This window comes from Streptomyces sp. NPDC016851 (assembly GCF_055562795.1).
The window spans coordinates 136,283-149,710 of record NZ_JBVHEP010000007.1 but is presented as its reverse complement, the minus strand read 5'-3'; the positions used below and the strand labels follow the sequence as shown (position 1 = coordinate 149,710).

The window sequence follows — 13,428 nt, the reverse complement described above, 5'->3', positions numbered from 1 at the left end:
CTCCCCTAGCCGCAGAACCTGAGCAGGGTGGTGAAGTCCTCCGCGCCGTCGGCGAAACCCGTGCCGACCAGCGTGGTGGTGGGTTCCTTGCGTCCGAAGCCGGGGGAGTACCAGCCCAGCGGCGGGCCGGTCTCGCCGCGATGCGCCCGCCAGGTCAGCTGCCCGGGCAGGTCGAGCACCGCGGAGCGGTCCTCGCCGTCGCGGGTCCAGGTGAGCTGTGCCCGGTTCCCCACCAGGTCCGCGGCGATCGCCGGGCCGAGGTGGAACGCCAGGCGTACCTCCCGGCGCGGGCCGTGTCGGCCGCGGACCTCGTCGACCACCCGCAACTCCCGGCTCGCGGCCGTCAGCTCCACCCGGCGGCGGTGCACGGCGGGCCGGTAACCGTCGTGCTCGGCGCACCAGCGGGCCACCCCCTCATCGGAGGTGTCCGCGACCAGGACGCGGGTCTTTGCATGCCGGGTCCACAGGAACGGACCGCCGGAGACGGACTGGTCACCGCCGTCCAGCTGCAGGGTGTTGTGGCCGAGGGTGGACCGGAAGTACTGCCGCCACTCGGGCTGCCCGTGGTAGCAGTACGTCCCCGGGTCGGCGAGTACGTCGACCCCGTCGTGCCGGACCTCCACGGACAGCGCGTCCGCGTGGGCGTGCGCGGCGATGGACAGGAACCCGTGCGGACCACCGTCGCAGCGGCACCAGATCTCTCCCGGACCGCGCAGGATGGTCATGCCGGCGTCCGCGAAGTGAGCCGGCCGGCTCGCCGGGCGGGTCACGGACAGTTCGGCGGGCTTGATGAGCGCGGCCAGCAGCGGGGTGCGCACATCGGTGCCGGTCACCTCCGGCCACCAGGCGAGCCGGCCGAACACCGCGTCCCCGGTGGCCAGCAGTGAGGCCCAGCGGTCGGTGCCCGCGCCGTCCACGACCAGACCGTGCCCGTCGTCCGCGTCTCCCTGGCGCGGCGGCCGCAGCCGGCTGTCCACGACGGCGGCGAGCGCGTCCGTCATCCGCAGCAGCACCAGCCGGACCGACGCGGGGACCGGCACGCCCCGGGCATCCGCCTCGGCCACCGCGGCCAGGCCGAGCTCCAGCACCAGTCCGTGGTACTCGGTGGCCAGCTCGCGGTTGAGGCCGGAGCCGAAGGTGTTGCCGCGCAGGTGCCGCTCCAGCGTCCGCAGCGCGTCGGCTCGCCAGCGCGCCGAGGCGGGGAACCACCCGAACGCGCAGGCCGCTGCGAACTGCCCGGCGGCCTCGGCGATGACGTGGTTGTTCGCCGACGAGCCCCGGCTGGGGAAGGCGGCCAGCCAGCGCTGGTGGTGCCAGATCTGGTTCAGCGCCACCGGGTTGTCCTCGAACAGCCCGGCCGCGCCCGGCCAGCCGTCGAGCAGCCGGCGGATCCACACCCACGACAGCAGCCGGATCCCCAGCTCGATGCCGCTGGTCCAGTGCACTCCGCGCAGCGGCGCGTTGGCCGCCCACCACGACCGCAGGTGCTCGGCCACGCGCTCGGCGTACCGCTCGTCGCCGGTGACCGCGTAGGCGCCGGCGAGCTGGGTGAGGTACTGGTGCCGGGACAGCTCCCAGATCTGCTTGATGTCCCCGACCGTGGCCTCGTCCCGGTACGGCACGTCGAAGGCGTAGCCCCACGGAGGCCGGAGCCCGGTCTTCGGGTCGTACCACCAGTCCGGGTGGACCAGGTCGTCGCGGACCACCCCGAAGAACTCGGCGTGCCCGGCCATCAGCCGGTCGGCTTCGGCGACGAGCCGTTTCACGGCGTCCGGCGGGATCGCGGCGATCGCCCCGGCGGGCAGCACCGCGGTGAACCGGGCGCCGGTCACGCGCGGGCACGTCGGCCGCGCCGACCGCCACCGTCGCCTGCGCACCGCGTCGCCCACCCGGCCGCCGACCTCCCGCGGCCCCATCCGGGACAGCCGCCGCAGGTACCAGCTCGCGCTCATGGTCATCGCGCGCTCTCCAACGTCACCGGCGCGCCGCCGGCCAGGCCGGCCTGCACGGCGAGGGTGGCCGCCGTGGTGGCGACCAGCGACTGGAGCGGCACCGGCATCGGCCCGCCTGTCCGCACGGCCTTGACGAACGCGGCCAGTTCGGCGTTCTGGCCCTTGTCCCGGGCCTTGGGAAGGCGCGAACTGACCCACTTCTTGGGGCCGTGGACCGAGGCCCGGACGAAGTCGTCGAGCCGCAGCACCTTGCCGTCCGCGACCAGGTCCAGCGTCTCCTTGGGGAAGCCGGGCGCGCCGGTGGTGACGTAGCTGATGGTGGCGGTGGAGCCGCCCGGGTAACGCAGCACGACCTGCAGGTCCTCGTTGCCGGGCGTGCCGGTCGCGTACACGGAGACGGGGTCGGCGTCGAGCAGCCAGCTCGCCGTGTCGATGAAGTGCCCGCCCTCGCCGGCGAACCGCGAGCCCTCGGTGCCCTGCTGGAGGTACCAGCTGCCGTGGTCCAGCCGGCCCGCGTTGACCAGGTAGCGCAGGCTCGCCGGACCGGTCAGAGGGCCGAACCGCTTCCTGGCCTCCTGCAGCAGCGGCGCGAACCGGCGGTTGAAGCCCACCTGCAGCCGGTCGTTGCCGGACTCCTCCACCGCCGCGAGCACACCGGCCAGCTCGTCCTCGGTGAGGGCCAGGGGCTTCTCCACGAACACCGCCTTGCCGGCCAGCAGCGCTTTCCGGGTCAGTTCGGCGTGGGAGCTGTGCCGGGTGACGACGAACACCGCGTCGACCGACGGGTCGCCGAGCACGGCGTCGAGGTCGGTGGTCGCCCCGGCGAAGCCGAACTTCCGCTGCGCGTTGGCCCCGGACAGCGCCGTCGTGGTGACGACGGTCGACAACTCGACGCCGTCGCGCTGCGCCAGGTGCGGCAGCAGCATCGACGTCGCGTAGTTTCCCGCGCCGACGAACGCGAGGCGCACCGGAGTCCTGGCGGCCCGGGCCGGACTGGGCTTCACGCCTTCAGTGGACACCGCGGGCACGGCCACCGAGGGGGCCGGCGCCTCCGGCGCCTGGTCCGGGTAGCGGAACAGCACCGCCACGGCCTTCAGTTCGCCGTCCTTCAGGCTCCGGTACGTCTCGACGGCGTCGTCGAAGTCGGCGATGTGGGAGATCAGGGGCTCCACGTCGACGTGGCCGCGGGCCATGAGATCGAGGAAGCACGCCAGGTTGCGGCGCTCGGTCCAGCGCACGTAGCCGATCGGGTAGTCGCGCCCCTCCAGCTCGTACTCCGGGTCGTAGCGCCCGGGGCCGTAAGAGCGGGAGAACCGGACGTCGAGCTCCTTCTCGTAGTACGCGTTCCACGGCAGGTCCAGGCTGCACTTGCCGATGTCGACGACCCGGCCGCGGTCCCGGCTCAGCCGGGCGGCCAGTTCGACGGGCTGGTTGCTGCCGCCGCCGGCGGCCAGGTACACCTGGTCCACGCCGTGGCCGCCGGTCAGTTCGGCGACGGCGGTCTCCACGGCCGCGGAGGCGGGATCGCCGCAGGCCGCCGCGCCGAGGCGCTCGGCGAGCTCGCAGCGCACCGGGTCGGGGTCGGCCCCGACGACGCGGACTCCCGAGGCGGCCAGCAGCTGCACCACCAGCTGCCCGATCAGCCCGAGGCCGATGACGAGTGCCACTTCGCCGAGCTGTGACTCGCCCTGGCGGACGCCCTGCAGCGCGATCGACCCGACGGTGCCGAAGGCCGCGTGGCGCGGCGCGAGGCCGTCCGGCACCGGGGCGTAGAGGTTCTTCGGCACCCAGTTCAGTTCGGCGTGCAGCGCGTGCTCGTTGCCGGCGCAGGCCACGAGGTCGCCGACCTTCACGTCGTCGATCCCGGCGCCGACCTGCTCGACCACCCCGCACAGCGAATAGCCCAGCGGCGTGTAGGAGTCCAGCTTGCCCATCACCTTGCGGTAGGTGGCGGGCACCCCGTTGGTGGCCACGCTCTGCACGACCTTGGCCACCTGGTCCGGCCGGGAGCGGGCCTTGCCGAGCATCGACATGCCGGCCTCGGACACCTTCATGAGCTCGGTCCCGGTGGATATCAGCGAGTAGGCGCTGCGGACCAGCACGCCGTCCGGCTTGCACCCCGGCACCGGCACGTCGAGCAGCGCCAGTTCGCCGCTCTTGTAGTTCTGCACAACCTGCTTCACTCAAACTCCCCAGAAGTCGCGCCTCGGTACCAGTACTCGAGCGTCAGCACATGCCACAGATGCTTGGAGAAGTCCCGCTGCCCGGCCGCGTCCTCGGCGACCATCCGCGCCAGCGCGTCGCGGCGCAGGAACCCGGAACGGACGAGCAGGCCGTCGTTCACCACCTCGCGCACCAGCGGCGCCAGATCCCGGCTCATCCAGGCCCGCAGCGGGGCACTGAACAGCCCCTTGGGCCGGTACACGATCTCCCGGGGCAGGACCGAGACGGCCGCCTCCTTGAGGACGGCCTTGCCCTGCCGTCCGACGATCTTGCGATCACCGGGCACGGCGAACGCCGCCCTGACCACCTCGACGTCCACGTACGGCACCCGCACCTCGGTCGACGCGGCCATGCTGGAGCGGTCCGTGTACGCGAGGTTCAGGCCCGGCAGGAACATCCGGGCGTCGGTCAGGCACATGCGGTTGACGAAGTCGTCGAGGTCGTTGTCCTGGTACGTGTCCGCATGCTCGGTCAGCACGTCCCCGACCGTCCCGGCCAGGTCCGGATCGAGCAGGGCGAGCAACTCGGCCTGGTCGTACATGGTGTAGCTGCGCCGGAACGCGGTCTCCTCCGGAAGGTCGGCGAAGGACAGGAACCGCTTCGCGAAGCGCACCGAGCGGTACCCCCGGCGGGACGTGGCGACCGGCAGCCGGTCCACCGCCGCGGACACCCCGCGCCGCAGGGGCCGCGGCACACGCTGGTAGCGCAGCGCCAGCAGATTGGCCAGGTGCTTGCGGTACCCGGCGAACAGCTCGTCGGCGCCCATCCCCGAGAGCATCACCTTGACCCCGGCCTCCCGGGCGGCCGAGCAGATCAGGTACGTGTTGATCGCTGCGGGGTCGCCGATCGGCTCGTCCAGGTGGTACGTCATCCGCGGCAGCAGGTCGAGCACGTCCGGAGCGATCTCGATCTCCCGCAGGTCGACGCCGAACCGCTCGGCCACCTGCCGGGCGTAGCGCAGGTCGTCCGGCATCGCCTCGAACCTGGCGTCCTCGGCGCGGAACCCGATCGTGTAAGCGGCGATACCGGGCCGGTCGCGGGCCGCCAGCGCGGTCAGATAGCTGGAGTCGAGACCACCGGACAGGAAGGTCGCCACGGGTACGTCCGAGAGCAGGTGGCGCCGGGTCGACTCCTCGACGACGGCCGCGATGTCCGGCAGCTCGCCGGCCAGCGCCCGCTCCCGGCCCTCGGCGGCGACGTCCTTCAGGTTCCAGTACCGGCCCCGCTCCACCCGGCCGTCCGGCCGGCACCGCAGCCAGCTGCCCGGCGGCAGCTTCTCCGCCTCGCGGAACGCGCAGCGCGAGTCGGGCACCCAGTAGTACAGCAGCGAGGCCACCAGCGCCGCGTGGTCGACCTGGAGCGACCCGCCGGTGACGGCGGCGAGCGCCTTGAGTTCCGAGGCGAACACCAGACCCTCGCCCCGCCGGAGCAGGAACAGTGGCTTGATGCCCAACTGGTCGCGGGCCAGCACCAGTTCACCGGTGCGCTCGTCGAAGACGCCGAACGCGAACATGCCGCGCAGCCGGGGCAGGCAGTCGGTGCCCCAGCGCCGCCAGGCCTCCAGCAGCACCTCGGTGTCGGAGGTGCCGCGGAAGCGCACCCCGGCGGCGGCCAGCTCGGCCCGCAGCTCGGGCGCGTTGTACAGCTCGCCGTTGTACGTCAGGGCGAGGCCGTCCGAGACCATCGGCTGGGCGCCGGTCTCGGACAGGTCGATGATGGCCAGCCGACGGTGCCCGAGCTGTACGTCGCCGTCACCGGCGGCGTGGCCGTAGCGGCCCGCCCCGTCCGGACCGCGGTGGGCGAGGGCCTGGGTGAGCCGGTCGGTCACGGCCTTCCCGTCCGGCCATCGGTACGTGCCTGCGATGCCACACATGTGCTACCGCGCCTCCTGGTTGCTGTCCGGGACCCCTGCCGCCCACATCGGCAGCCGCTCCGTCCGCCGCCGGCCCTCTCCCACTGCCTGAACCGCGTGGGAGGTGCCCCCACCGTTCTGCCGGGCCGGCCGCTCGCCGCGGCCGCGCAGCGCGGTGTGCGGCCCGTCCCACAGCGTGCCGTCGGTCCGGTCCCGCGGATCGGGGTCGATCAGCACCACGCCGATCACGGCGATGCGCTGGTCCGCGAGTTGCCGCGCCACGGTGTGCAGCCAGGCGGCGCTGCCGTGCCCGGCACGCACGACGAGCACGGTCCGGGTGCCGAGGTACTGCAGGTCGGTCCACGCCGTGCCGGGCGCCACCGAGCCGACGCCGAGGCCCAGCTCCTGGTCCGGCACGGCCTCGGCACGCTCGCCCCCGACCACGGCGGGGTCTCCCGGCTTCGGGCGGCGGCCGGCGAGCTGCGGTCCGGGCAGGCCGTCGATGACGACCACCGGCCCCTCGGCCGCCAGTGCCCTGGCGAGGTCCACGGCGATGACGCTCGTGGTGCGCGCACAGCCCAGTTCCAGCAGGGACACCGGTTCCGCGGAGCCGCGCACGGTGCGGGCCAGGAAGGTGGTGAGCCGTTCGCGCGCCGCCCGGGTCCTGCGGCGCTGCCACGGCCTCGCCGGCAGGCGGGGGGCGCGGGGCAGCTCCGCGATGACCGAGGCGCCGAGGTTCGCCGCGATGTCCCGGCGCAGCACGGGGCGGTCCGCCACCACCGAGCCGACCGCGGCCACCGCGAGCCCGAGGACGAGCCCGAGGACGAGTCCGATCCCGGCGTCGGTGACAGCGGCCTTGGGCAGGGAGTGCCGGATCGCGCGCGGGGCGTCCACGATCTGCGTGCCGGCGACGAGTTGGGGCGTGCCGATGCGCGCCTCCTCGGCGCGCTGGCCGAAGTCGGCGATCCGCGAGGTGAGTTCGGCCCGGCGGGCGAAGAGCGACTCCATGCTCGCCGACGCCTCAGGGCTGCTCTCCGGCGGTCCGTCGCCGATCGCCTTGTTGACCCCGGCGAGTTCCTTCCGCATACGGTCACGCTGGTCGAGGAGGGCCTTGGACTCGGCCTTCGCGGTCTCCCGCATCCGCCGCACGTGGTCCGCGACGAACGCGTCGGCCAGCGCCCTGGCCCGGGCCACCGCTTCCGCGTCGCTGTCACCCGTCACTTCGATCTGCAGCACGTTGTTGGACAGGCCGGTGCCCCGGTAGTCCCGCATGAAGTCCTCCGGGTTTTCCGGGGACTCGAGGGCCCGCAGGGCCTGGCCGGCGATCCGTGTGGTGTGCAGCAGCTCCACGTCGGTGCGGATCAGTGTTCCGGTGTCGTTCGGCTGGTCCTCCTTGTGCGCGACCAGCACCTTGGCCACCGCGCTGGGCGGCGGCGGCAGCAGGACCGCCACGGCCGCGCCGATCAGCAGCCCCAGCAGCGCCAAGGAGCTCCACAGGCGGCGCCGCCTGCGCACCGCCACCACCAGCGCCTGCAGATCCAGCAGCGGAGCGGAGGCCGCCGGTTCCGACGTCTCGGTCGTGGTCACCGTGCACCTCCCGTCGCGTGGCCGTGAGCCGCGAGCTCCGGAGCGGCCTCGTCGGCAGGACGGCCGGGCGGCCGCGTCGGGCGGTCCCGGGTCGTGCCGGCGACGACGACGCCGACGACCTCGTGCCCCGCGTCCGCACACGCCTCGGCGACGCCGGCGAGCTCCCCCGCGGTCCAGCTGCCCGCGCTGAGCACCACCAGGGCGCCGGACTCGGTGCCGCGGTCCGGCACCAGCGGCCCGGGCACCGAAACTCCCACCACCCGTGGCACGGGGTATCCCCTGTCCGGGGAGCCGGGGGAAGGTTCGCTCCCGGCCTCGGCGACGAGCTGCCCGGCGGCCCGGACGGCGACCTCGTCGCTGTCCGGTACGACAACCAGCAGCCGCCGTGCGTCCGGCAGCTGGTCCCGGAGGCGGGCCCACACCCGCCGGTAGCGGATCCGCCGGCCGGCCTCGCCGCCGGACGGCTGCGGGGGCGGCACGTCCCACCGGGTGTCGAGGCCCAGCAGCCGGCGGATCCGGGCCCGCGGGCCACCGCCCCCCGGCCGGTGCGCGGGCTGTTCATCAGGGACGTCGACGGTACCGAGCAGGGCCGAGTCCAGCGCCGCGGCGATCTCCGGTGCGGTGCGCAGCCGGCGGCTCATCCGTGCGGCGGTGAGATGGCCGACGACCGCGAGCAGGAAGAACAGCAGCGCCCCGGCGACGACGAGCTGCACCCTCGTCGGCGCCGCCTCGCCGGTCGGCCGGGCCGCCGGCCCCATGACGACCATGCCGGCCTTGCCGGTCGCCGGGTCGGCCTCGTCCAGCTTCTTCATGGCGTCCAGCAGCGCGGCACGCAGCTTCTCGAGCTCGGTGCGGGCCTGCACGCTCTCCACGGTCCGCCCCGGGTCGGCCGCCTCGGCCAGGTCGGTGATGCGGCGGTCGGTCCGCACCACCGTCCTGCGCAGTTCCTCGGGCGCGTCCGCCGCTTCGGGGTCGGGGTTGTCGCCCGCGAGTCGCGCGGCGAAGGTGACGAACTGCTCGGCCACCTGGTCGGAGAGCCGCTGCGCACGCTCCGGGGTGTCGGCCGTGCCCGAGATCTTGATGATGTTCCCGTCGGCGGTCTCGGCGCTGACCCGGTCCCGCAGTTCCCTGCCGCTGACACCGGGCCAACCGAGTGCGGCGGCCGCGCGGTCGACCACCACCGAACTGGTCGCGATCTCCGCCTGCGTCAGCAGCTCGCGCTCCTCCCACTGCCCCGGCAGCAGCACCAACGCCGACGTCGTGTAGCGCGGCGGAAACACCACCGAGGCGCCGTAGCCGACGAGTGCGCCCACCACGGCGAGGACGGCGAGAAGCCGCCCGCGCCGACGGAGAATCCGCCCGATCGTGACCAGGCGTATCGTGTCATCGCTCAACGGCGCTGCCTCTTCCCTGTGCGGGCCGGACGGCCCGCCGACGCCGCGGTGCGGTCACGGCAGGCGGCGGCGTAGGCGGCGAGCAGCGACTCCTGCGAGTTCCGCCAGGAGAGCGGTCCGCTGATCCGCTCCTGGCCGATCTTGCCCATCCGGGCCCGCTTCTCCGGGTCGTCCAGCAGCATGGCGATGAGCCCGGCGAACTCCGCCTCGTCGTCGGCGGGCGCGTACACGGCGGCGTCACCGGCGGAGACCCGCGCCTCCTTCAGGTCGAAGGAGACGATCGGCCGGCCCATCGCCATGTACTCCAGGACCTTGTTCATGGTCGACACGTCGTTGAGCGGATTACGCGGGTCGGGGGAGAGGCACACGTCCGCGGTGGACAGGTAACGCACCAGATCGGCGTCCGGAACGCGCCCCGTGAACTGCACCTGCTCGGAGAGTCCGAGCCGCCGGGACAGTTCCACCATCGCGTCGAAGGCGTCGCCGGAGCCGACGAACACGGCATGCCAGTCGGTCCGCCCGAGCTCGTCGCGCAGTTTCGCCAGGGCGCGCAGGGCGTAGTCGACACCGTCCTGCGGGCCCATCACGCCGAGGTAGCACAGCAGATGGGGCTTGCCGCGCTTCAACTCCGGCTCGGGCGGCACCGGCTGGAACCGGTCGACCGCGGGTGCGCTGCGCACCACGAAGACGTCCTCGGGCCGCCGGCCGCCACGGCGCAGCGCGACGTCCCGGTAGCTCTCGTTCGTGGCGAGGACGATGTCCGCGGCCCGGTAGGTCCGCCGTTCCAGCGCGCACACGGCGCGGTAGAGCAGGTCCTCGCCGCGGCCGAACCGGGAGAGGTACAACTCGGGTACCAGGTCGTGCTGGTCGAAGACGAACCGCGCCCCGCGCCGCTTCAGCCACAGCGCCGGCAGGAACAGCAGGTCGGGCGGGTTGCAGGCGTGGACCACGTCGACGGGGCCGACCTTGCGGGCCAGCCGGGCCGTGTGCCACAACGCCGATCCGTACTCCCGCAGGTAGCCGGCCGGCCCTCCGGTGGCCGCGCGCAACGGGTAGCGGTGGATCCGCACCCCGTCGATCACCGCCTCCGGCTCCGTGTCGCGCTTGCTCCCCTGCGGACAGATGACGTGCACCGTCCAGCCCGCGTCGCGCAGCGTCGTGCACTCCTGCCACACCCGCCGGTCGAACGGCACCGACAGGTTCTCCACCAGGATCAGCGCGCGCCGGCCGGACCGGCCGGCTGCGGCTGTTTCGTCGAACGATCTGTCACCAAGCAAGGCCCACGTACCCCGGTTCGGCCCGGCGCGCATCGGCGTCGGGAAGGTGGACGAGGTCGACGAGCACCGGGCCCTCGCTGTGGGGCAGCGCCGCCAGCACGGCCGGATCCCTGGTCCCGACCAGGCACACCTCGGCGTGGTCGAGCACCTCGTCCACGGACGCCGCGAGCAGCTGCGCGAGGTGCGGCAGCCGGTTCTCGATGTACTCGCGGTTCGCGCCGATCAGCCGGGAGAGATTCACGTTGGCGTCGTAGATCCGCAGGTCGTACCCCTTGCCGAAGAGCCTCTCCGCCAGCTCGACGAGCGGGCTCTCGCGCAGGTCGTCGGTGCCGGGCTTGAAGGACAGCCCGAACATGCCGATGCGGCGCTTGCCGGTGCGCTCGACCAGGTCCACCGCGCGTTGCAGATGGTCGGAGTTGGAAGGCAGCACGTGGGCGAGGATGGGCACCGAGACGTCGGCCCGCTGCGCCGCGTGGACCAGGCTGCGCAGGTCCTTGGGCAGGCAGGAGCCGCCGAAGGCGAAGCCGGGCCGCAGATAGGCGGGGCTGATGTTCAGCTTGCGGTCGGCCAGGAACACGTCCATCACCTGGTGCGAGTCCACCCCGAGCGCCTGGCACACCGCGCCCAGCTCGTTCGCGAAGCCGATCTTGAGGCCGTGGAACGCGTTGTCCGCGTACTTGATCGCCTCGGCCGTCGGGACCGGCACCCGGAACACCTCGCCGGGCAAGCCCTCGTACAGCGCCGTCACCGCGTCGCCGCTGGCCGGGTCGAGCTCGCCGATGACCGTCTTGGGCGGGTCGAAGAAGTCCCGCACGCTCGTGCCCTCGCGCAGGAACTCGGGGTTGACCGCGACCCCGATGTCCACCCCGGCCGTGCCGCCGACGTACTTCTCCAGGATCGGCACCAGCAGGTTCAGGCAGGTGCCCGGGAGCATGGTGCTGCGGAACACCACCGTGTGCCGCCCGCCCCGCTCGGCCAGCGCGGCGCCGATCTGCTCGGTGACCCGCTCCAAGTACGTCGTGCACAGGCTGCCGTTGGGCTCCGACGGCGTGCCCACACAGACCAGCGACACCTCGCTGCCCATGACCGCCTCGCGGACGTCGCCGGTGGCGCGCAACGCTCCACTGCGCACGACCTCGGCGATGAGCTCGCCGATCCGCTCCTCGACCACCGGGGCCTTGCCGTCGTTGACCAGGTCGACCTTCACCTGGTTGACGTCCACCCCGATGACCTCGTGGCCCATGCTGGCCAGGCACGCGGCCGACACGCAGCCCACGTAGCCGAGCCCGAAAACGCTGACTCTCATGACCCGTCCCTCCCCCCAGGCAGACCCTTGTGGTCTGCGGTCCCCCCGAGCAGGCCCGTTCGGCCCGCGGTCCGCGCCCCCTCCGGACGTCGGCCTCCGTTCATCAGTAGGCGCCCTGCCCGTGGAGCACCGCACGCAGCGTCTTCCACAAGATCACCGAGTCCAGGGCGAGCGACCAGTCCTCCACGTAGCGCAGGTCCAGCCGGACCGCCTCCTCCCACGACAGGTCACTGCGACCGCTGATCTGCCACAGACCGGTGAGTCCGGGCTTGACCAGCAACCGCCGCCGGATGTCCGGGGCGTACGCGGCGCACTCCTCCGGCAGCGGAGGCCGCGGACCGACGAGCGACATCGATCCGGTGACCACGTTGAAGAGCTGCGGGAGCTCGTCGAGCGAGTACCGGCGCAGCACCGCTCCCACCCGGGTCACCCGCGGATCCCGGCGGAGCTTGAACAGCGGGCCGGCGCCCTCGTTGCGGTCGGCCAGCTCGGCACGTGCCCGGTCGGCCCCGGCGACCATCGTGCGGAACTTGAGCATGGTGAACTCGCGGCCGTCCTTGCCGACCCTGCGCTGGCGGTAGAACGCCCCACCCCGGCTGTCCAGCAGAACGAGCAGCCCGACGCACACCATCAGCGGCGCGAACAGCAGCAGCAGGATCGCCGCGCCCATCCGGTCGACGACCCCTTTGACCACCCGGCGGCCCCCGGTGAAGGTCGGCATGCTGACCCGCAGCAGCGGTATCCCGAGCACCGCGTCGACGTGCAGCCGCGGGCCGGCCACCTCCATCAGCACGGGGGCCACGACCATCTCGGCGTCGCTGCCCTCGAGGTTCCACGCCAGCCGTTGCAGCCGGTCCGGTGACCAGTGCGGATCCGGTGTGACCGCGACGACACGGTAGCCGTCGCGGCGGACGTGGCCCGCGACGTCCGCCAGCCGGCCGACGACCGGCACTCCGTCCAGGTGGTCACCGTCGAGCCCGAGACCGTCCGTCGTGCACACCGCGTCCACGCGCCAGCCGAGGTGCGGGAACTTGCGGGTCCGGGAGATCAGATCGCGCACGGTGGCCGGGCTCCCGGCGGCGAGCACCGGTCTCAGACACCGGCCTTCCTTGCGCTGTTTGTGCAGCGAGAGGCGCAGCAGATACCGCGCGGTCATGGTGACGAGCGCGATCGCGGGGATCGCGACGAAGATCCAGAGCTTGATGTTGCGCGAGGTGAGGGCGATCCCGCCGAGCGCCAGGACGACGGTCGCCGTGAACAGCGAGCGTCCGAGGCGGCGGAACTCCTCGGCGCCCTGGCCGAGTACGGCCGGTGCCCAGGCCCGGCTCACGGCGAGCGCCCCCAGCACCAGCAGCTCGGTGCCGAACGCGAGAATGCCCCACTTCTCATGCCAGTTGGCCGCGTCCCGGGCCCCGAAGAAGTTGCCGATCGCCGCCACCACGAAGGCGGTGGCCACGGTGTCGCTGATGATCACAGTACGGCGGTACCGCTGTTCCCAGTCGATCGCCTGCGGGTTGATCGCCCCGTTCGCCAACTGCCCCCGTGCCGACGGAAAAGGGTCGACAAGTTCCCCCTGTTGCACAGAACCCCCCAAGTCGCCAGTAACTCGACGTGTTCGCCTCGCACTGTTCCTCGCCTCGGGAGGCCCCCGCCTCCCATACCGCGCGCTACTTGAGCACCCCGAACCCCGGGTGCTCCCCGCACCCAAGGCACCCTCCCGGGCTCCAAGAAATTGATCACCACCACCTCTGGTGGTGGGGAGGCGACCGTCGGCTTTTCGCAGCTCCGGACCTATTGATCATTAACGGTCGCCTCGTGTTCGAACATCCGAAGCACG

General features: G+C 72.8%; 8 protein-coding genes. All 8 read right to left on the bottom strand.

Going from position 1 to position 13,428, the window contains the following annotated elements; translation table 11 throughout:
• Nucleotides 1-5: 5 nt before the first annotated feature.
• Nucleotides 6-1,958: a heparinase II/III family protein gene (locus ACZ3I3_RS13765; RefSeq protein WP_467364735.1), complete on the bottom strand. Its 1,953-nt coding sequence runs from the start codon at nucleotides 1,956-1,958 to the stop codon at nucleotides 6-8.
• Entirely contained in the window at nucleotides 1,955-4,135 is a 2,181-nt protein-coding gene (locus ACZ3I3_RS13760; protein WP_467364733.1) for a bi-domain-containing oxidoreductase, read from the bottom strand. The genes ACZ3I3_RS13765 and ACZ3I3_RS13760 overlap by 4 nt, the downstream gene beginning before the upstream one ends.
• On the bottom strand, nucleotides 4,132-6,048 hold the full coding sequence (gene asnB, locus ACZ3I3_RS13755; RefSeq protein ID WP_467364731.1) for an asparagine synthase (glutamine-hydrolyzing): 1,917 nt from the start codon (nucleotides 6,046-6,048) through the stop codon (nucleotides 4,132-4,134). The genes ACZ3I3_RS13760 and asnB overlap by 4 nt, the downstream gene beginning before the upstream one ends.
• 3 nt (nucleotides 6,049-6,051) lie before the next feature.
• Nucleotides 6,052-7,614 carry a Wzz/FepE/Etk N-terminal domain-containing protein gene (locus ACZ3I3_RS13750; RefSeq protein WP_467364729.1) on the bottom strand — a complete coding sequence of 521 codons (1,563 nt, stop codon included), beginning with the start codon at nucleotides 7,612-7,614 and terminating at the stop codon, nucleotides 6,052-6,054.
• On the bottom strand, nucleotides 7,611-9,008 hold the full coding sequence (locus tag ACZ3I3_RS13745; protein WP_467364727.1) for a Wzz/FepE/Etk N-terminal domain-containing protein: 1,398 nt from the start codon (nucleotides 9,006-9,008) through the stop codon (nucleotides 7,611-7,613). The genes ACZ3I3_RS13750 and ACZ3I3_RS13745 overlap by 4 nt, the downstream gene beginning before the upstream one ends.
• On the bottom strand, nucleotides 9,005-10,285 hold the full coding sequence (locus ACZ3I3_RS13740) for a glycosyltransferase family 4 protein (RefSeq protein ID WP_467364725.1): 1,281 nt from the start codon (nucleotides 10,283-10,285) through the stop codon (nucleotides 9,005-9,007). The genes ACZ3I3_RS13745 and ACZ3I3_RS13740 overlap by 4 nt, the downstream gene beginning before the upstream one ends.
• Nucleotides 10,275-11,591, bottom strand: coding sequence for a nucleotide sugar dehydrogenase (locus ACZ3I3_RS13735; protein WP_467364723.1), 1,317 nt, complete (start codon nucleotides 11,589-11,591; stop codon nucleotides 10,275-10,277). The genes ACZ3I3_RS13740 and ACZ3I3_RS13735 overlap by 11 nt, the downstream gene beginning before the upstream one ends.
• Before the next feature lie 103 nt (nucleotides 11,592-11,694).
• Entirely contained in the window at nucleotides 11,695-13,173 is a 1,479-nt protein-coding gene (locus ACZ3I3_RS13730) for a sugar transferase (RefSeq protein WP_467364721.1), read from the bottom strand.
• Nucleotides 13,174-13,428 lie beyond the last annotated feature (255 nt).